Here is a 17,802-nt window from a genome sequence, read left to right as displayed (position 1 = left end):
GTATTCCGGTTTACGGCGTGCGCGACGCGCCGTCTGTAAACGAGATAAAGTCTGCACAATGTTCCAGAACCTCGCAATAAGACAATATGACCAAAGATGCCGGAAATCACGTTTGCCCCCAGTGTTTAGGAGGATTCTTAAGACTTTTACCTATAGAGGCGAGACATTGTTCTGAACAATCAGTCCATAACTGCCCTATTTCACCGGGATAAGCCATAAAAAAACCCACGCGGGCGAACCGGCGTGGGTGGAGTCGACAACGCGAGCTGTTAGTGCATTTTCAAACGCGGGCGGATCACCCGGTTAATGCCACCGACCAGCATCATCAGACCGGTTTTGATATAGCCGTGCAAAGCGACCTGGTGCATACGGTACAGTGAGATATAGACGAAACGCGCTATGCGGCCTTCTACCATCATTGAACCACGCATCAGGTTGCCCATCAGGCTACCAACGGTACTGAAGCGAGACAGAGACACCAAGGAACCGTGGTCTTTGTACACGTACGGCTTCAGCGTCTGACCATTCATCAGCGCCAGAATATTGGTGAAGCAGCGCGATGCCATCTGATGTGCCGATTGTGCACGTGGCGGGACGAAACCGCCGCCCTCTTTCGGACAGGAAGCGCAGTCACCGATAGCGAAAATGTTCGGATCACGCGTGGTCTGCAGCGTTGGCTCTACCACCAGCTGGTTAATACGGTTAGTTTCCAGCCCGGCGATGTCTTTCATAAAGTCTGGCGCCTTGATACCGGCAGCCCACACCATCAGATCAGCGTCGATAAATTCGCCACCTTTGGTGTTCAGACCTTTGGCATCCGCGCTGGTGACCATAGTGTTGGTCAGTACGCGTACGCCCAGTTTGTTCAATTCCTGATGTGCAGCGGCAGAAATACGTGGCGGCAATGCAGGCAGAATACGTTCACCTGCTTCAACCAACGTCACGTTAAGTGCGCTGTTGTCCAGGCCTTCAAAGCCATAGCTGTGCAATTGCTTCACCGCGTTATGCAGTTCAGCTGACAGCTCAACACCGGTAGCACCACCACCGACGATGGCGATGTTTACCCGTTCTTTTTGCCCCGGCTGCGCCGAGAACTTAAGGAACAGGTTAAGCATTTCGTTGTGGAAGCGTCGCGCCTGGTGAGGGTTGTCCAGGAAGATACAGTGATCTTTTACGCCAGCCGTGCCGAAATCGTTCGAAGTACTGCCCAGCGCCATGACCAAGATGTCATAAGACAACTCGCGCTCAGGTACCAGTTCGCCGCCCTGTTCATCGCAGATTTGCGCCAGGTGGATCGTTTTCGTCTCACGGTTAATATTGGTCAGCGAACCCAGTTGGAAGCTGAAAGCATGATTACGTGCGTGCGCCAGGTAGCTCAGCGCATCGACGCCGTCATCAAGGGAACCGGTTGCGACTTCATGCAGCAAAGGTTTCCACAGATGGCTGTGATTACGGTCTACCAGTGTGATGTCTGCCTTGTGCTTACGACCGAGTTTATGGCCCAGGCTGGTCGCCAGTTCCAGACCACCAGCACCACCGCCCACAATGACGATTTTTTTCTTTGGCGTTGTCAAAATAACCCCCTAAATGTGAACCAATTGTTATCCAAGGGTAAATAAATAATATCCTTAGAATACATAGGGTTCGCGTAAAATAAACCTGCTATCTGAAGCCAGAATAGCATGCGAGGTTATTTGGTCATACCAAAATTGATGTACATCAAACTTTTTTGGTTAAAGCCTGGACGAAGGGAAATTTTGAGGATTGTGATTCAAATAGTTAGCGCTGGGTCACAGTTTTAAATTTTGTCGCCCATGAGGCAAAACCCGGCATTTTGGCAAAAAAATGCCGCAATTTTTGCCCGTAAAAAGCAATCATTGCGGCGGCTTCAGGCGTTATGAAACTGTTACGCCAGCGTCTTGAATGCTTTGATGCGTTGCAAATGTGGCGAGATATTTTTGAACTTGTGGGTCTGCTGTTCATCCCAGACAATTTCATAGTACTTATGCAGCAATTCAGCACTGCGCTGACTGTCGAGTACCTCATCATGACGGGAAAGCACCGCCAGGCAACGATCGCGGTTTTTTTCTCGGAAATCGTCCACGCACTTGGTGGCGATATCGCGATACTCCTCCGGCCGATCGATTTTGCCTTGCATATGTTCTTCAGGATACAAGTTGGGGTTGAAGATCACCTGTCGGATACCACACAGAAAGCCAATGCGCTCGGCCCAAAATCCGCCCAAACCAACACCGCAGATTAGCGGATGCTTGTCCCCTTCCTGTTGAACTGCCTTGTCCACTTCTTTCAATAAATGCTGCATGTCATGGCGTGGATGCAAGGTGCTGTAGCTAATAAAGCGTACGTCCGGATCGATAAACTGTAGCTGTAACACCTTTTCATGATTGCCGGGACTGGTGGAATCGAAACCATGCAAATAGATAATCATGTGGATCCTCGCAACAAGCTGAGGGCCGTGCCGCAGCCCTCATCATTTACGCCGCATTACGACGCCCTGGGTTCACCCCGCATTACGCTGTTTGTGCTCCTCCCAGCGTTCGCTGAGCGCATTCAGCTCTTTATGCGCCTGCTGCCAGCGCGCAGAATCACGCAGCTCCTGACGAGTGAACTGACCGCGATGATATAACTGCTTAACACGCTCTGCTTTGACCGGGGACAGGTTATCCAGCACGCTGACCGCCCCTGCGCGATTATTGCATACCAGAATCATGTCGCAGCCGGCATCCAATGCTGCCTGGCCACGTTCGGCATAGCTGCCCATAATCGCCGCCCCTTCCATCGACAAATCGTCCGAGAAGATAACACCGTCGAAGCCCAACTCCTGACGCAAAATCTGTTTTAGCCAGTAAGGCGAGCCGCTGGCTGGACGTGGGTCTGCTTCAGTATAGATGACGTGCGCTGGCATCACGGCGTCCAACAGTTGACGGTTAATCAATTCACGGAAGATCGCCATATCATGTTCGCGGATCTCAGCCAACGGACGCGGATCGCGAGGCGTTTCTTTATGCGAATCTGCGCTCACTGCACCGTGACCAGGGAAATGCTTACCGGTGGTTTTCATTCCAGCGCTGTGCATGCCCAAAATGAAGCGTTCGGCCATCACCAGCGCCTGTTGTGGATCGCTGTGGAAAGAACGTTCGCCGATCGCTGCACTAACATGGCCAATATCAAGCACTGGAGCAAAGCTGATGTCGATATCCTGCGCGATCATTTCCGCCGCCATTAGCCAGCCGGCTTCCTGCGCCAGTCGACCACCTTCATGGGCTGAGTTCAGGGCCGCGAACGACTGCGCAGCCGGTAACCGGGTGAAACCTTCGCGGAAACGCTGCACGCGGCCACCTTCCTGATCCACCGCCACCACCAGTCGATCGTGGGAAGCCTCACGGATCTGGCGTACCAATTCACGCAACTGTTCTGCGTCATGGAAATTACGGGTGAACAGGATCAGACCGCCCACCAGCGGATGTTTTAGGATCTCACGTTCTTCTGCATCCAGCTCATAGCTGGCGACATCTAACATTACTGGGCCCACGGCCACCTCACTTCATTATTCATTTATACCTGTCATACTCGAAGCTGCATCTTTGTTGGCTGCGCCTCAATACAACGCCAATTATTTTAGGTATAGAACATGGGATGTTAAACAAAAACGCCGGTGCAACACGGCACCCCAGCGCAAAAATTCAGGATCGCCGGTCTGTTGCCAGCGCACTTCAAACCATAACAACATCAGATAATCTACCCACGGCAACCAGCGCTGCACCTGCGCGCTCAGCACCTGCACATTGAGATAACCGATCTGCGCATAGCGCTGTAAAAAACGCTGTTGGTCGGCTGACGACCAGGCGTTACCACGAAACAGCGCAGCGATGTCCAGCGCGATATCCCCGTCAGCGGCATACTCCCAGTCAATCAATCTCAGGCCTTCGGCCTGTGCTATCAGATTGCCCGGATGAATATCCATATGCAACGGTGCCAATTTCAAGGGTGTCGGCGGACAGCGATGCAGGAAACGCTGATGCAGCCGTAACCAAGCGGGCGTAAGACGCTGGCGATCCAACTGCTGCCAATAACGGGCAAACTGTCGCTGCAGATTTAGCGGGTAGCCACTGCGCGGTTGGCGATGCAAACTTGCCATCAACTCTGACAAGTTTCCACACTCATTTAGCTGAATGAAACCGGACTCTGTGACAACGTCACCATCAAGCCATTGCAGGATAATCCACTGATTATTCTGCGCTAAAACCTCCGGGCCGATTCTTCTTCCACTACGGCGAAGCAGGCGCGCCTCACGCCGACGACTGACACCAAGCGCGCTTTTCTCTGCGCTTTGTTGACGCGCCAGAAGCTGTATGCCGTCACCTTCAATACGCCAACTTTCGCCTGTCAGCCCCTGTACCGGGCTGAAACGACAACCGGCGGTTTTCACCGCCGGCAGCTCGCTTTCAATCAGTTTTCGCAGTGCGGCTTCAGTGTGTGACTGCGCCATTACCTGACCAGACGATTTCACCGGTTTGTACCAACATCAGTTGCATGTCCAAGGTTGGAGACTTCACATCACCGCTAACGTCGCTATACAGCACATATTGCGCACTGACGATACGCGCCAGACCAATGGCCTTGCTGCGCGAACCCAGGCTATCATCCGCCGATAGGCCCAGGGTCTGTTTGGCGGTTGCCAACTGCGCTTCTGGCACGATAGAGAACGTCTGATTCGACGCTAACGCTTTATGCAGAGCCGATGTCGCCTTCGCGGTCTGTAACGCACCATTGGTGTTGTTCTTTACGCTGTCCAGCAACAACACGCTACCTGGATTGACACCATCAGCTTTCAGCATCTGATTCACCAGTGGCTGTACACTGCTCAGCCAGTCGAGCTGCTGAATTTTCGGCGGTTGAGGCACAGGTTCTGTGACTGGCGGTTGTGGCTCAACGACTGGCGGCGTCACCGGTTCAACAGTCACCGGCGGCTGAGGTTGTTCGGGTTCCGGCGGGCGCGACAGACAACCGGTTAACATCAACGCGGCCAGTGCCACAAATAGATACTTTTTCATTCATCTCTCTCCCACTGAACCAAGAGGTTATAAGAATAGGTACAGACGCACGCGTTTGGCATCGAGATTGCCATTGAGTGAATAAATGGTGGCGTCTGAATTTGGTGCAATAGTGATTGTACGCTGCGCTTCAAAAGGCCGGATATCCAGCCCCTGATCGTCATACCAGTAGAAGCGATAATGCACCGTTACCGGCGTAGGTTGGCTGTTACTGAGCTCCGAGGTAGCCATCACGCGCCCGGAGGCATTCGAAATCGACGGGTTGTCGGCCAGAATGCCTGCGGTAAGCACCGGCGAATCCATCACTACCGTCTGCCGCTCGTTCACCGCGATGCCACGTGGGCTGCTACACCCCATCAAAATGACAGCGGGCAACGCCAGCGCCAAGAGACGCAGGGATTTGCTATAGCGCATGACTTTCCTCGATTAGCGAGACAACAAAGGCCCTAACGAGCGGCCACCGACCAAATGCATATGAATATGATAGACCTCTTGGCCCGCATGGCGATTGCAGTTAACAATCAGGCGGTAGCCATCATCGGCAATGCCTTCTTGTTCAGCGATTTTCGCCGCGGCAGTGATCATACGGCCAAGTGCAGCTTCATGTTCAACAGTGACGTCGTTGATGGTGGGGATCAGCACATTGGGTACAATCAGAATATGCGTCGGAGCCTGAGGTGAAATATCACGGAAAGCGGTGACCAATTCGTCCTGGTAGACCACATCAGCAGGGATTTCGCGGCGGATAATTTTACTGAAAATCGTTTCTTCGGCCATCTGGCGTTCCTTGTAGAGGAAAATAAGCTGTACGCAGTATGAGTGACAAATTCTACTGCTTTCAACCTGATTGCGCACTTTCCGCGTTGAGTGATGCAGAATCAGACAACCCTTCGGGATTATCCTCCCTCTCTCGTTGCCGTCCGGCGGCAATCATCTGATTTTTTTCACTTTCGATATTCACTATTGTTGCTTTACTTGCCAGCTGTCGACGCGAATAGTAACTCTATGATTAAAAAGGATAGAGAACAACATGCGATTCAAAACTCTGGCACTGAGCGCATTGCTGATATGCGGCCATTCTGTGGCTGAAACCAAAAGCATTATTGATCTACAGGCCAACCAACAACATTTGCGTGCAGAGAAAAACCCAGCCGCTGTAGCGCTGATCCCAGCCAATTATCATTTTGCCGTACCGGGCAAGCTAACCATAGCAGTGGCATCTGAAAATTCCCCTCCACTGGCGCTGTTTGCCGAAGATAATAAAACGTTGATTGGCAGCGACCCGGACATAGCGCAACTGGTTGCAGACAGTCTGGGGCTAGAGCTGAACCTGGTACCAACGTCTTGGGAGGACTGGCCTCTCGGTATCAGCTCCGGTAAATATGATGCTGCAATTTTCAATATTGCTGTGACCAAGCTGCGGAAAACCAAGTTTGATTTCGCTACCTATCGCGTGGATACGCTGGGCTTTTACGTCAAATCCACCAGCAAAATCAGTTCCATTAACCAACCTGCAGACATTGCCGGGCTACGGGTTATTGTCGGCTCAGGGACCAATCAGGAAAATATCTTGCTGGGTTGGGATAAGCAGAACCAGACTAATGGCTTGGCACCGGTACAACCTATTTATGTCACCGATGACGCAGCCGCTAACCTGAGCATTCAGTCCGGACGCGCCGATGCGTTCTTCGGCCCCCACTCAACCGGTGCCTACAAAGCAGCACTGACTGGCAGGACGAAAATGGTCGGCATTGGCCCGAACGTCGCCTATGTGGCAGTGACCACTAAAAAAGATAATGGTCTGGTTACAGCAATCAACGCAGCCATCAATGGTGTGATCGTCAGCGGTGAATATGCTCAGGTCTTGGACCGCTGGGGGGAACATGATGAGAAAGTCCCACGTTCCGTCATCAATCCGCCGGGTATCGGTGACTAGTTATCAATCAACTGGGGTGCGTGGGTGCGCATCCAGTTGGCCAAAGAATCGAGTGTCGGGCGCAACGTTTTACCCAGTGGCGTAATTTGATATTCAACCCGCGGCGGAACCTCCGGGAACACCTGCCGAGTGACCAAACCGCGTTGTTCGAACTGCCGCAGTTGACGCGTCAACTCTTTCTGGGCAATGGGTGCAACTGCGCGCTGCAGCTCGCTAAAACGGACCGGGTTATCGATCAGTATCAACCGGTAGAGGATTGGAATAGCCCATTTGCCCGCAACCAGATTCACGAAGCCTACCATTGGGCAAGATTCCCCCGCTGCTGGCAACGCCGCTAAATTTATTTCCGCTGTCGACAGCCCTGCTTTGGTCATTTCATCCCACCTTGTCCTCTAGTATCCAAAAGGTGCCTACTATGCAAAAGATACTATAGCGCAAATAATGCCTGTTCCGACAATAAACAGGAGTACGTTATGTCACGACTTAAAGGCAAGTACGCATTGATCACCGGTGGTACCAGCGGCATTGGTTTGGAAACTGCACGTCAGTTTATCGCCGAAGGCGCCGCCGTAGCGATTACCGGTCGCAATCAGAACAGCCTAGAGGCGGCGGGGAAAGAACTGGGTAACGTACTGTTGTTACGCAGCGATGCAGGAGATATTGGGCAGCAACGTGTTTTAGCGCAGCAATTGGCCAGCCATTGGCCACGCCTCGATGTGCTGTACATCAATGCAGGTGACGTCACTCACCATCCTCTACAAGAATGGGATGAACAGAGCTATCAACGCTTGATGGACATTAACCTTAAAGGGCCCTTTTTTCTGATCCAATCGTTGTTGCCGCTGTTAGCTAACCCCGCGTCAATTATCTTGTGCGGATCGGTCAGCGCGCATATTGGCCTGCCGTTAAGTAATGTCTATGCTGCCAGCAAAGCTGGTCTGCTGTCACTGGCCAGAACGCTGTCCGGTGAACTGCATCCACGCGGCATCCGGGTCAATGGTCTCAGCCCCGGACCGACAGAAACTCCGGCACTGGGTAAGCTCGGTTTGAAAGATGCCGATGAACAGCTATTACGTGACGAGATCCGCCAATTGGTTCCCATTGGCCGTATGGGCACACCGCTGGAATTGGCCAAAGCGGCGGTGTTTCTGGCATCCGATGAATCTGCCTTTATGGTCGGCAGTGAATTATTGTTAGACGGTGGTGTAAGAAACCTTTAGTCACATCAAACCATAGATAAAGACCGCAAATGCGGTCTTTATCTAATAATAAATCAGCCTACACCTTGAATGGGGTTAGTATTAAATGTGTAAACAACAATATTCCAGCGCCCCTGCTGTTTTTCCAAAACAAAGACCTCTCGATTTAAATCAATTAACGTCGCACCATCGCTAATTCGGCTTACTGTCGCACCGCGGTGATGGTGAGTGCGCACATAGGCCATATTGCCATTGACACTAATACTGTCATAAGCAAATTCCGTTTCAAATTTTTCTTTTTTAAATAAGTCATCATATTGCTGCCGACGTTTTTCACTGGTATCTGCCGTTGGTTTATCATTCCATTGCGAGTAACTCTCTTTAGCGAACAACGACAAAATAGTGTTGGTATCACCTGCATTAAGTGCAGTCTGGTAGCGATTGACCGTGTCGTAAACCGCTTTTTGTTCCGCCGCTACACTAGCGTCAGCAGAAACCTTATAACGTTGATGCGCTGAATCATTTTCAGCCGCATAGGTTTGAGTGAATAAACCAGGTCCCGCCAGCAATAACGCAGCGATTAATTTTTTCATATTTTTTCCTTAACGGATTTTATTTAACCACGAAAATAACAAGCCATCATTAAACGATAGGTAACGAAAAATAATTTACCCAACTTCCACCTTGATTGACAGCCGACAGATTTAAAAATATTCTTTTAAAAACTTAAATAATGGATGTGGCCGAAATGAATGAATTGCACGCCCTGCGCGTTTTCTGTCAGGTAGTGGAAATGGATGGGTTCAGCCAGGCTGCAACCAAACTTGGATTATCACCCGCGAGCATCACTTACAGCATTAACCAGCTTGAGAAGCAATTTCAACAGCCTTTATTTAAACGCTCAACCCGCCGGTTCTCACTCACTGGCGCCGGCGAACGTTGCTATCGTTCAGCACAGGAGATATTGCAGCAGTTTGATCAGTTGAAGAATGATATGTCCGGTGAGTTTGAACAGCCTCGTGGCCCCTTGCGCGTTGAGATCGCCTCGATGCTTAGCAGTATGCATATCGCCCCTGCACTACCGGCATTTTTGGCACAATATCCAGAAATACAGCTCAGCGTTTCAGTGAACGATCGACTGGTGAACCCAGTGGAAGATCGTGCAGACGTGTTTATTCGGATCGGTGCCAATGACGTGCCAGATATGGTCAGCCTCAAGCTCTTCCAACCGCACTACCTGTGCTGCGGCTCAAGGGTTTATTTTGAACGCCATGGCCGGCCAAAAAACCCGGAGCAGCTGCAAGAACACGTGCGGCTTGGTTTTATACGCTCAGGTGAGGCAATGGTGGACTCGTGGCAATTTATACGTAATGAGCACGTCTACCAACTGGCACCCAGCCCACTGCTGAGCTTTAATCATTCGCAGTCTTTGTGCGAAGTGGCAAAAAACCATCTTGGCCTGGTTTATCTCCTGGATTGCACGTTAGAAAGTTACCTGCGTGCAGGCACGCTGGAACCTGTGCTGCAGGAATGGTCACCCGTCGGGGCACCTGTCAATATTCTTTACCCAAGGCTACGCGATCGCAGCCATAAAATACGTGTGTTCGTCGATTTCATCAGTGCGCTTTTCTCCGAAAAACAAGAAAATAGATCGAGTTAATTTTGTTCAAGGCACATTAATAAGACGGGGCTCCCTCATTGCCAGCATGCGAATTATTTCTCATGAAACAGTCCTACATACTCGCTTAGAAATTAGCGACTCCGTTTACATCAACGTCACTACACCGCAGACCGTTAGACCTAGACTGTATATACAGGGCGTATTGTGGATCCCTTATCGCCAGCCAAAACCCCGACTGACCCTAGCTATCCCTCACCCTCTTATACTTTTTTTCCTGATAGTGCCATGCACCCGCCAGTAAGTAAGGTGCAGAACGCATAAGTGGAGACTGAGACGATGAGAGTAAAATACCTGATTAATACCATGCTACTGCTAATGCCGTTGGTGCTAGGGGGAATAGCCCAAGCCAACGACCAGACAATCCCTTGGGGGGAAAATACCGGCGGTGTTGAATCCAATCACATTGCCGCCGTAGGTCAAAACCTGAATGCCTCACACCAGAAGGTCACCAAAACCCAGGAAGGCGTATGGGCGGCAAATACCGGCAGTATTTCTAACGACGAGAAAGCACTGACCAATGGTCAAAACCCAACGTCAAAATGACGCCACTGTGGGAGATAGCGTGATAAAGAAAGGCGGCAAGCCGTGACAGCATTGGCTGTACGGCTTATCGATTATCCCAACCCTGGGATGGCAACACCAAAAGTCTGCAACAACAACACCATGTTGAGCAGGAGAATAATCACTGTACCGATGATCGATACCAGGCTGGTCAGACGGCTATTGACAAACTCGCCCATAATATCGCGACGACGGGTAAACATCACCAACGCAATCATCGGTGCCGGCAACGCCAGACTCAACACCACCTGGCTGTAAACCAGCGCATCGGTCGCATTCACGCCTAACGCCACCACAATGAATGCCGGGATCATGGTTACCATACGGCGTACCCAGACCGGAATGCGGAAACCGACAAACCCCTGCATAATCATCTGGCCCGCCATGGTGCCCACCACCGAACTGGAAATGCCGGAGGCAATCAACGACATCAGGAAGATGCCAGCAGCGGCAGCGCCAAACAACGGAGTCAATGTGTGGTAAGCCGTGCCTATTTCTGCCACATCGCTATTACCGGCATGGAAGGCGCTGGAGGCCATAATCACCATAGCAATATTCACCAGCCCCGCGATCGACAACGCAATCACCACTTCGATATTGGAAAAGCGCAGCAATTTACGCCGCTCGCCGCTGTCGCTGGCCGGCGCACGGTGCTGGGTCAAACCTGAGTGCAGGAAAATAGCATGCGGCATCACCGTAGCACCGATAATACCGACGGCAATGGTCAGTGCCTGTGCATCCGGCAATTGTGGCGTTACCATGCCAATACCGGCTGCCGCCCAGTCAACTGGCACGATAAACATTTCGACCAGATAACACAGTGCAATCACCGCGACCAAGCCGCCAATCATCAGTTCTACCGGGCGGAAACCTTTTTTCTCGACCATCAGCAACGCGTAAGTGATAACCGCCGTCACCCCCATTCCCGGCAACAACGGCATGTGAAACAGCAAGGCCAACGCTATAGCCCCGCCGAGAAACTCAGCCAGATCTGTCGCCATCGCGGCCACTTCACTGAGCAACCACATACCGATGACCACCGGACGTGAAAATTGATCGCGGCACATCTCGGCCAGATTACGGTTGGTGACGATCCCCAGCTTGGCCGACAACGCCTGAAACAGCATGGCAATCAGGTTAGCCATCACGACCACCCATAACAGGCTGTAGCCGTATTTCGACCCGGCTTGAATATTGGTGGCAAAATTACCGGGATCCATATAGGCAATAGAGGCAATCACAGCGGGCCCAGCGAACAGTAGCGGCGTGAATGCTCCACGCTTGCGCCCGGCAAGTGCGTTACCAATTGCCGCATTGGTTCGTTCGGTTAACGATGTGGTGGTTGCCGCATCACGCATGGTTTACCCTCAATCTTTCTCTGGTTATTTTTCACCCAACACTCACAGCAATGTAGCATCGGCTACACTTTATGCAAAATGGAAGATTCACTGCCTTTGTGTACAAATATTTCTTATTGTCATCGAATACACCAGCCGAATTGATAATGCGTCGCCTTTGGACTAACGTATGGCGGAACTGCATCAACCTGCAACTTACTGGTTTAACGTTTAAAGGACGTCTCAGAATATGGTTACAAGCGCATCAGATGACGCCGAACGCCCCGTGGTGGCTGAAATGCCGGACGAGGCTGAACATGCCCTGCGCTTCACCCGCGCTCGTGAGGCGCAATCTAATGCGCTGATAGAGGATTATGTCGAGCTGATTGCCGACTTGTTGATGACCACTCGCGAGGCCAGAACCACCGACATTGCCAAACGCTTCGGCGTTTCACACCCGACGGCGATCAAGAACATCGCCCGGCTGAAAAGCGCTGGCTTGGTCGAGTCGCGCCCTTACCGGGGAGTTTTTCTGACTGAAGAAGGCGAGCAATTGGCACAGAAGGTACGGCGTCGCCACCGAATTGTCGTTGACCTGCTGGTGTGTCTCGGGGTACCGAATGAAACCGCCGAGCTGGACAGCGAAGGGATTGAGCACCACATTTCTAGCGACACTCTGGCAGTGTTTGAACAGTATCTGCAAAAGCACGCAGTAAAATAAATCCTCGCCAATAAAAAAGGGAGGCTTTCGCCTCCCTCAAAACTCCCCTGCCTGAATTAATGGTTACGGATGTACTCGTCCATATCCGTTTTCAGGTTATCAGATTTGGTACCAAAGATAGCCTGAACACCAGAGCCTGCGACAACTACGCCGGCAGCACCCAGTTTTTTCAGGCCAGCCTGGTCAACCTTACTCACGTCCGCCACGCTAACACGCAGACGGGTGATGCAGGCATCCAGGTTGGTGATGTTTTCTTTACCGCCGAAAGCCTGAACCAGCGCCGCAGACATTTCAGAACCGCCCTGCGCAACCTGCTCAGAAACAGTGTCTTCGCGACCTGGGGTTTTCAGATCCAGCTTGGCAATCAGCACACGGAAGATGGTGTAGTACACCAGACCGTAGATGATACCGACGATTGGGAACAGCCAAATTTTGCTGCTGTTACCGCTCAGTACGATAAAGTCGATCAAACCGTGTGAGAAGCTGGTGCCGTCACGCATACCCAGCAGGATACAGATCGGGAACGCCAGGCCAGCCAGGATGGCATGGATTGCGTACAGGATCGGCGCGACGAACATGAATGAGAACTCGATCGGTTCGGTGATACCGGTCAGGAACGAGGTCAAGGCAGCGGAGATCATGATACCGCCGACTTTAGCACGGTTTTCCGGCTTGGCTGAGTGCCAGATGGCAATCGCAGCAGCAGGCAGACCGTACATTTTGAACAGGAAGCCGCCGGACAGTTTACCCGCAGTTGGGTCACCCGCCATATAACGTGGGATATCGCCGTGGAATACCTGACCTGCTGCGTTGGTGTACTCACCAATCTGCATTTGGAACGGTACGTTCCAGATATGGTGCAGACCAAATGGCACCAGCGCACGTTCAACCACGCCGTAAATACCAAACGCCACTACCGGGTTCTGATAAGCAGCCCATTGGGAGAAGGTCTGGATAGCCGTACCGATTGGAGGCCAGATGAAGGACAATACTACGCCCAGAACGATCGCCGCCAGGCCAGAGATAATCGGCACAAAACGCTTACCTGCAAAGAAACCCAGGTATTCCGGCAATTGAATGCGGAAGAAGCGGTTGAACATATAGGCAGCGATGGAGCCGGAGATAATCCCCCCGAGCACACCGGTATCCGCCAAATGTTTGGCCGCAATCTCTTCAGCCGGCAAGTGCAGCACCAAAGGTGCAACCACCGCCATGGTTTTCACCATGATGCCGTAAGCCACGACTGCAGCCAGTGCGGATACACCGTCGTTGTTGGTGAAGCCCAGGGCAACACCGATGGCGAAAATTAACGGCATATTGGCGAAAACAGAACCGCCGGCTTCCGCCATCACGTGGGAGACTACCGCAGGTAGCCAGCTAAAGTTGGCGGAACCGACGCCCAGCAGAATACCTGCTATAGGCAATACGGACACCGGCAGCATTAGCGACTTACCTACTTTTTGCAGGTTTGCAAATGCGTTCTTGAACATAGTTGAGTGTGCTCCTGAGTAATAGTGCTTTGCTACTTTCCGCGATTCTTCGCGTTGCAAGGGGGGGAGAAAAAACCCCTGCAATTCAGGGTGTCTGAGCACCCCTTGAATTTTTACGCAGAGTAAAATAAATAGGCTGCGCAATGTTTGATGACAGTCACGTTTCGATGAACAAAACCGAGTGTTTTTCTTAAATTGCCTATTTTTTATCAAAAAAGAGGGAAAAACGCCCACGCCTCGCCCGAAAACGGGTGGGAACATTACCCGTTTCGGTGATTAATTACGAGCTTAAAAAAAATTCCGACATCAATGACTACAGCTATAGCCTAGGTCAAAGATTAGAGGTCGATGTGAAATAAGCGTGAAAAATTGGCGGTGGTGGTTTCGGCCAGCGTTTCCAGGCTCACGCCTTTCAATACCGCCATGTATTCAGCCACATCACGCACAAAGGCAGGTTGGTTTTCTTTGCCGCGATGTGGCACGGGTGCCAGATACGGCGAGTCGGTTTCCACCAGAATGCGATCAAGCGGTACATAACGCGCCACCTCACGCAGCTGTTCGGCATTACGGAAGGTTAAAATACCGGAGAACGAAATGTAGAACCCCAGATCAAGCAGCGCTTCTGCGGTAGCGCAATCTTCAGTGAAGCAATGCAGCACACCACCGCAATCTTGGGCATTTTCTTCTCGTAGGATCGCCAGTGTGTCTTCACGTGCATCGCGAGTATGCACGATCACCGGTTTATTAAGATCACGGCCGATACGGATATGCTCGCGGAACGACGCTTGTTGCAGTTCCAGATTGTCCTTCTGATAGAAGTAATCCAGCCCAGTCTCACCCAGAGCAACGACCTGTTCTGCCGCCGCCAAACGACGTAATTCCGCGAAATCGTAACCGCCGTCAATATTGAGTGGATGTACACCGCAAGAGAACGCCACATCATCGCGAGAGCCGATCAACTGCGTCATCGCTTGATAACCTGGCAAAGTGGTTGCGACAGCCAGTACGTAGCCGACATCGCGCGCCTTGGCCTTTGCAAGTGCGTCATCTACGTTTTGGTGCAACGTTTGGTAATCCAGGCCGTCCAGGTGACAATGAGAATCTACTAACAACATAATATTTTTAGCTCTTTACAGCGAATGAGGATGAGAATAGCCGGTTGCGTCGAGCATTTGCTCCCAGCTGAGTAACTGTTCGGTCAGCAGCAGCTCGCGGTTAACGCCAACCACACTGAGCAATTGGTGGCGGCAATTAAGCCATTGTTGCACCACTTGCTGTAGTGAAGTACTGCTCAAACCACTGGCCAATTGGTGCACCAGCGTTTGTTGATCCTGGTTAAGTGCAAAGCTTGCCGCACCCTGCTGCCATTTCATGGCATCCACCAACAACGCGCATAACCAGTGTAGCCGTTCTGCGACGTCTTCGTGGTTCAACACCGGCAGCAACGACAACATGTCACGTTGTGGCAGGGCTGCACTCAGAGCGGCACATAATGCCCCACGCTGCTGCCAACGTTCCGGCTGCAGCAACTGCTCAGCAGCCAGTGGTGCGCCATCGTGTAAACGTAACGCGGTCAGAAGATCAACCTGGTTACCCGGTGTTTGACGGTTGAGCCATTGCAGGCTGAGTTGCTCATCCGGGCTAGCCAGGTGCCAGTACAAACAACGACTGCGTAACGTCGCCAACAAACGTGATGGCTCACGGCAACTCAACAGGAAATAGGTTTTCTCCGGCGGTTCTTCCAGCGTTTTTAGCAGGGCATTAGCGGCAGCTTCGGTCAGCAACTCCGCCTGAGGTAACCAGATAACCTTGGCACCGCCCTGCTGCGCATGGGAGTAAAGGATCTCAATGACCTGACGGATGGGTTCGACCCCCAAGCTGCTTTTGCCTTTTTCTGGCGTCAGCACGTGATAGTCCGGGTGATTCCCCGCAAGCATTAACCGACAGCTATGACATTCTCCGCAGCTTTTCTCACCGTTGCGGCGCTGACAGATCAACCAGCGACTCAGGCCATAGGCCAATGCGTCCTCACCGTTGCCCACTGCGGCATGTAACAATAATGCGTGGTGACCGCGCCCGGCAGCATATTGCCCGACCAACTGCCGGTAAGGGGTATTCAGCCACGGGTACCAGTTCATTACGCGCCTTCCTGCTGCTGTAGCCATTGGCTGACACAATCCCGAATCGCTGCGGTTACCTGCTCCAGCGATTGAGAGGCATCAACAGTAACAATGGACTCGTCCTGCGCCGCCAACGCCAGGTAACGTGCGCGGGTACGTTCAAAAAACGGCAAGGCTTCTTGCTCGATACGATCCAGTTCGCCACGAGCACGGGCGCGTTGCAAACCCACTAATGGCGGTAAATCCAGATAAAGTGTCAGGTCCGGACGAAAGTCTCCCAATACCGTATCGCGCAGTGAGGCCATCAGTTGTTGGTCAACCCCTCGACCACCGCCCTGGTAGGCTTGCGAAGACAGGTCATGACGGTCGCCAACAACCCAGGCACCACGCGCCATCGCCGGTTTGATTACCGTTTCCACCAATTGTACACGGGCCGCATACAGCATCAGCACTTCGGCCTTGATCGTTGGCAACTCACCGTCCACACCACGTTTAAACAGGTCGCGTAGCTTCTCTGCCAAGGGTGTGCCGCCGGGTTCTCGGGTAAAGACAATTTCGTTGACGCCATGCTCACGCAGTACGCTTACAACGGTATCGCGCGCGGTAGTTTTACCTGCGCCCTCAAGGCCTTCGATAACCACGAATTTACTTTTCATTCTTTTCCTTTAACGCCTGGCGATAGGCTCTCACTGCCTGATTATGACTGGCCAGGTTAGTGGTAAATTGATGGCCTCCCTTGCCGTCGGCAACAAAGTACAGATAAGGCGTCTTCGCCGGGTTGGCCGCAGCTTCCAGCGATGCTTGTCCTGGCATGGCAATCGGCGTTGGCGGCAGGCCGTTGATCACGTAGGTGTTATACGGTGTCGCCGTTTCCAAATCTTTGCGGGTAATGTTGCCATTATAACCCTCGCCCATGCCGTAGATCACCGTTGGGTCCGTCTGCAAACGCATGCCGATGCGCAGGCGGTTGATAAACACCGAGGCCACCTTGGTGCGCTCTTCTGGCACCGCCGTCTCTTTCTCAATGATTGAGGCCATGGTTAGCAGGTCTTCAGGTGTTTTGTACGGCAAACTGGTATCACGCCCCTGCCAGGCTTCATCCAAGGCTTTGGTCATTCGCAGGTGTGCACGCTTCAACAAGGCCAGATCACTCATGCCGGCAGTGTACGAATAGGTGTCGGGATACAGACGCCCTTCTGGGTTGCTGCCTTCTGGCATCCCCAGCGCCACGGCGATCTCCGCCTCGCTTTTACCTGCCAGCGTATGTTTAAGGTATTTCGACTGTTGTAGCACCGTCAGCCAGTCACGCAGGCGAGAGCCTTCAATAAAGCGAGCGCTAAACTGGGCCTCTTTACCGCTGGCCAGCAATTTAAGCATCTGGCGCACGGTCATACCCGGTGTAAAGCGGTAGGTTCCTGCCTTAAACTCCGCCAGTTGTGGCTCCAGGCGTAGCAACCACGGGAACCACGTACCATTGTGGATCAGCTTATCGCGTACCAGCAGCCCTTCCAATGCAACCCGTCCAGTGCCTGCTGGTAATTTAAAAATGGCGTCCTGCTGGATGGCCAGCGGGGTATCCGCGAAACGTTCAACCTTCTGGTACCCCCAAAAAAGCAGGCCTAACACCAGAACAAGCGTAATAGAAACGAACTTCAGCTTTCTTTTCTTCATCAATCAGCCAT

20 protein-coding genes are annotated in these 17,802 nt (G+C 52.1%); 5 read left to right on the top strand and 15 right to left on the bottom strand.

Annotated elements, in window-relative coordinates; all coding sequences use genetic code 11:
• Nucleotides 1-269 precede the first annotated feature (269 nt).
• The 7 genes from SGBXF1_RS09665 to hinT all read right to left on the bottom strand — a co-directional run bounded on the left by SGBXF1_RS09665 (nt 270) and on the right by hinT (nt 5,852).
• Nucleotides 270-1,574 carry an NAD(P)/FAD-dependent oxidoreductase gene (locus SGBXF1_RS09665; RefSeq protein WP_037423809.1) on the bottom strand — a complete coding sequence of 435 codons (1,305 nt, stop codon included), beginning with the start codon at nt 1,572-1,574 and terminating at the stop codon, nt 270-272.
• 332 nt (nt 1,575-1,906) lie between these two features.
• Nucleotides 1,907-2,449 (bottom strand): alpha/beta hydrolase YcfP, encoded by a 543-nt coding sequence (gene ycfP / locus SGBXF1_RS09660; protein WP_037423812.1) that lies wholly within the window; start codon nt 2,447-2,449, stop codon nt 1,907-1,909.
• 72 nt (nt 2,450-2,521) lie between these two features.
• The gene (gene nagZ, locus SGBXF1_RS09655; protein WP_061807765.1) at nt 2,522-3,541 is read right to left on the bottom strand and encodes a beta-N-acetylhexosaminidase; all 1,020 of its coding nucleotides are present in this window, start codon (nt 3,539-3,541) and stop codon (nt 2,522-2,524) included.
• A 93-nt stretch (nt 3,542-3,634) separates the two neighbouring features.
• Nucleotides 3,635-4,510, bottom strand: coding sequence for a thiamine kinase (gene thiK, locus SGBXF1_RS09650; RefSeq protein WP_186428272.1), 876 nt, complete (start codon nt 4,508-4,510; stop codon nt 3,635-3,637).
• On the bottom strand, nt 4,491-5,075 hold the full coding sequence (gene lpoB, locus SGBXF1_RS09645; RefSeq protein WP_037423820.1) for a penicillin-binding protein activator LpoB: 585 nt from the start codon (nt 5,073-5,075) through the stop codon (nt 4,491-4,493). Before lpoB ends, thiK begins: the two co-directional genes overlap by 20 nt.
• Before the next feature lie 27 nt (nt 5,076-5,102).
• A complete protein-coding gene (locus SGBXF1_RS09640) occupies nt 5,103-5,489 on the bottom strand; it encodes a YcfL family putative periplasmic lipoprotein (protein WP_186428271.1) in 387 nt (128 codons plus the stop codon).
• A gap of 12 nt (nt 5,490-5,501) precedes the next feature.
• On the bottom strand, nt 5,502-5,852 hold the full coding sequence (hinT, locus tag SGBXF1_RS09635) for a purine nucleoside phosphoramidase (RefSeq protein WP_037423826.1): 351 nt from the start codon (nt 5,850-5,852) through the stop codon (nt 5,502-5,504).
• A gap of 253 nt (nt 5,853-6,105) precedes the next feature.
• On the opposite strand from hinT, the gene SGBXF1_RS09630 reads away from it, so the two are divergent.
• Nucleotides 6,106-7,011 (top strand): transporter substrate-binding domain-containing protein, encoded by a 906-nt coding sequence (locus tag SGBXF1_RS09630; RefSeq protein ID WP_037423829.1) that lies wholly within the window; start codon nt 6,106-6,108, stop codon nt 7,009-7,011.
• Here the strand turns inward: SGBXF1_RS09630 and SGBXF1_RS09625 are convergent.
• Nucleotides 7,008-7,385 carry a winged helix-turn-helix transcriptional regulator gene (locus SGBXF1_RS09625; RefSeq protein ID WP_073963454.1) on the bottom strand — a complete coding sequence of 126 codons (378 nt, stop codon included), beginning with the start codon at nt 7,383-7,385 and terminating at the stop codon, nt 7,008-7,010. The genes SGBXF1_RS09630 and SGBXF1_RS09625 overlap by 4 nt on opposite strands.
• 99 nt (nt 7,386-7,484) lie before the next feature.
• Here SGBXF1_RS09625 and SGBXF1_RS09620 point away from each other — a divergent pair, with 99 nt between their 5' ends.
• Nucleotides 7,485-8,231 (top strand): SDR family oxidoreductase, encoded by a 747-nt coding sequence (locus tag SGBXF1_RS09620; protein WP_186428270.1) that lies wholly within the window; start codon nt 7,485-7,487, stop codon nt 8,229-8,231.
• 53 nt (nt 8,232-8,284) lie between these two features.
• Here the strand turns inward: SGBXF1_RS09620 and SGBXF1_RS09615 are convergent, their stop codons facing one another.
• Nucleotides 8,285-8,803 carry a YybH family protein gene (locus SGBXF1_RS09615; RefSeq protein WP_186428269.1) on the bottom strand — a complete coding sequence of 173 codons (519 nt, stop codon included), beginning with the start codon at nt 8,801-8,803 and terminating at the stop codon, nt 8,285-8,287.
• Nucleotides 8,804-8,958: 155 nt separating this feature from the next.
• Here SGBXF1_RS09615 and SGBXF1_RS09610 point away from each other — a divergent pair, with 155 nt between their 5' ends.
• Both SGBXF1_RS09610 and SGBXF1_RS09605 read left to right on the top strand, forming a co-directional pair.
• Entirely contained in the window at nt 8,959-9,870 is a 912-nt protein-coding gene (locus SGBXF1_RS09610) for a LysR family transcriptional regulator (RefSeq protein ID WP_186428268.1), read from the top strand.
• A 297-nt stretch (nt 9,871-10,167) separates the two neighbouring features.
• Nucleotides 10,168-10,434 (top strand): hypothetical protein, encoded by a 267-nt coding sequence (locus tag SGBXF1_RS09605; protein ID WP_051922611.1) that lies wholly within the window; start codon nt 10,168-10,170, stop codon nt 10,432-10,434.
• Between the two features lie 71 nt (nt 10,435-10,505).
• Here the strand turns inward: SGBXF1_RS09605 and SGBXF1_RS09600 are convergent, their stop codons facing one another.
• Nucleotides 10,506-11,810 carry an Nramp family divalent metal transporter gene (locus SGBXF1_RS09600; protein WP_037423838.1) on the bottom strand — a complete coding sequence of 435 codons (1,305 nt, stop codon included), beginning with the start codon at nt 11,808-11,810 and terminating at the stop codon, nt 10,506-10,508.
• A gap of 229 nt (nt 11,811-12,039) precedes the next feature.
• On the opposite strand from SGBXF1_RS09600, the gene mntR reads away from it, so the two are divergent.
• Nucleotides 12,040-12,510 carry a manganese-binding transcriptional regulator MntR gene (gene mntR, locus SGBXF1_RS09595; protein ID WP_061807720.1) on the top strand — a complete coding sequence of 157 codons (471 nt, stop codon included), beginning with the start codon at nt 12,040-12,042 and terminating at the stop codon, nt 12,508-12,510.
• Between the two features lie 56 nt (nt 12,511-12,566).
• Here the strand turns inward: mntR and ptsG are convergent, their stop codons facing one another.
• The 5 genes from ptsG to mltG form a co-directional block, all read right to left on the bottom strand.
• A complete protein-coding gene (ptsG, locus tag SGBXF1_RS09590) occupies nt 12,567-14,000 on the bottom strand; it encodes a PTS glucose transporter subunit IIBC (protein WP_037423844.1) in 1,434 nt (477 codons plus the stop codon).
• A gap of 338 nt (nt 14,001-14,338) precedes the next feature.
• Nucleotides 14,339-15,115: a metal-dependent hydrolase gene (locus tag SGBXF1_RS09585; RefSeq protein ID WP_186428267.1), complete on the bottom strand. Its 777-nt coding sequence runs from the start codon at nt 15,113-15,115 to the stop codon at nt 14,339-14,341.
• 15 nt (nt 15,116-15,130) lie between these two features.
• Complete coding sequence (gene holB, locus SGBXF1_RS09580) at nt 15,131-16,138, bottom strand: DNA polymerase III subunit delta' (RefSeq protein WP_186428266.1); 1,008 nt, start codon at nt 16,136-16,138, stop codon at nt 15,131-15,133.
• Nucleotides 16,138-16,776: a dTMP kinase gene (gene tmk / locus SGBXF1_RS09575; protein ID WP_061807723.1), complete on the bottom strand. Its 639-nt coding sequence runs from the start codon at nt 16,774-16,776 to the stop codon at nt 16,138-16,140. Before tmk ends, holB begins: the two co-directional genes overlap by 1 nt.
• Complete coding sequence (mltG, locus tag SGBXF1_RS09570; RefSeq protein WP_186428265.1) at nt 16,766-17,791, bottom strand: endolytic transglycosylase MltG; 1,026 nt, start codon at nt 17,789-17,791, stop codon at nt 16,766-16,768. The genes tmk and mltG overlap by 11 nt, the downstream gene beginning before the upstream one ends.
• Between the last annotated feature and the right edge of the window lie 11 nt (nt 17,792-17,802).

The sequence above is a fragment of the Serratia grimesii genome, assembly GCF_900186025.1.
Taxonomy (GTDB): Bacteria; Pseudomonadota; Gammaproteobacteria; order Enterobacterales; family Enterobacteriaceae; genus Serratia; species Serratia grimesii.
Note: the sequence above shows the minus strand (reverse complement) of the source record. Positions and strands in the feature narration are given on the sequence as shown.

What these genes read in the sequence shown, in the direction of transcription:
- SGBXF1_RS09615 (WP_186428269.1), bottom strand. Translation starts at nt 8,803, where the DNA reads ATGAAAAAATTAATCGCTGCGTTATTGCTGGCGGGACCTGGTTTATTC.
- nagZ (WP_061807765.1), bottom strand. Translation starts at nt 3,541, where the DNA reads ATGTTAGATGTCGCCAGCTATGAGCTGGATGCAGAAGAACGTGAGATC.
- lpoB (WP_037423820.1), bottom strand. Translation starts at nt 5,075, where the DNA reads ATGAAAAAGTATCTATTTGTGGCACTGGCCGCGTTGATGTTAACCGGT.
- mntR (WP_061807720.1), top strand. Translation starts at nt 12,040, where the DNA reads ATGGTTACAAGCGCATCAGATGACGCCGAACGCCCCGTGGTGGCTGAA.
- ycfP (WP_037423812.1), bottom strand. Translation starts at nt 2,449, where the DNA reads ATGATTATCTATTTGCATGGTTTCGATTCCACCAGTCCCGGCAATCAT.
- ptsG (WP_037423844.1), bottom strand. Translation starts at nt 14,000, where the DNA reads ATGTTCAAGAACGCATTTGCAAACCTGCAAAAAGTAGGTAAGTCGCTA.
- mltG (WP_186428265.1), bottom strand. Translation starts at nt 17,791, where the DNA reads ATGAAGAAAAGAAAGCTGAAGTTCGTTTCTATTACGCTTGTTCTGGTG.
- SGBXF1_RS09610 (WP_186428268.1), top strand. Translation starts at nt 8,959, where the DNA reads ATGAATGAATTGCACGCCCTGCGCGTTTTCTGTCAGGTAGTGGAAATG.
- holB (WP_186428266.1), bottom strand. Translation starts at nt 16,138, where the DNA reads ATGAACTGGTACCCGTGGCTGAATACCCCTTACCGGCAGTTGGTCGGG.
- hinT (WP_037423826.1), bottom strand. Translation starts at nt 5,852, where the DNA reads ATGGCCGAAGAAACGATTTTCAGTAAAATTATCCGCCGCGAAATCCCT.
- SGBXF1_RS09585 (WP_186428267.1), bottom strand. Translation starts at nt 15,115, where the DNA reads ATGTTGTTAGTAGATTCTCATTGTCACCTGGACGGCCTGGATTACCAA.
- thiK (WP_186428272.1), bottom strand. Translation starts at nt 4,510, where the DNA reads ATGGCGCAGTCACACACTGAAGCCGCACTGCGAAAACTGATTGAAAGC.
- tmk (WP_061807723.1), bottom strand. Translation starts at nt 16,776, where the DNA reads ATGAAAAGTAAATTCGTGGTTATCGAAGGCCTTGAGGGCGCAGGTAAA.
- SGBXF1_RS09640 (WP_186428271.1), bottom strand. Translation starts at nt 5,489, where the DNA reads ATGCGCTATAGCAAATCCCTGCGTCTCTTGGCGCTGGCGTTGCCCGCT.
- SGBXF1_RS09600 (WP_037423838.1), bottom strand. Translation starts at nt 11,810, where the DNA reads ATGCGTGATGCGGCAACCACCACATCGTTAACCGAACGAACCAATGCG.
- SGBXF1_RS09625 (WP_073963454.1), bottom strand. Translation starts at nt 7,385, where the DNA reads ATGACCAAAGCAGGGCTGTCGACAGCGGAAATAAATTTAGCGGCGTTG.
- SGBXF1_RS09630 (WP_037423829.1), top strand. Translation starts at nt 6,106, where the DNA reads ATGCGATTCAAAACTCTGGCACTGAGCGCATTGCTGATATGCGGCCAT.
- SGBXF1_RS09605 (WP_051922611.1), top strand. Translation starts at nt 10,168, where the DNA reads ATGAGAGTAAAATACCTGATTAATACCATGCTACTGCTAATGCCGTTG.
- SGBXF1_RS09620 (WP_186428270.1), top strand. Translation starts at nt 7,485, where the DNA reads ATGTCACGACTTAAAGGCAAGTACGCATTGATCACCGGTGGTACCAGC.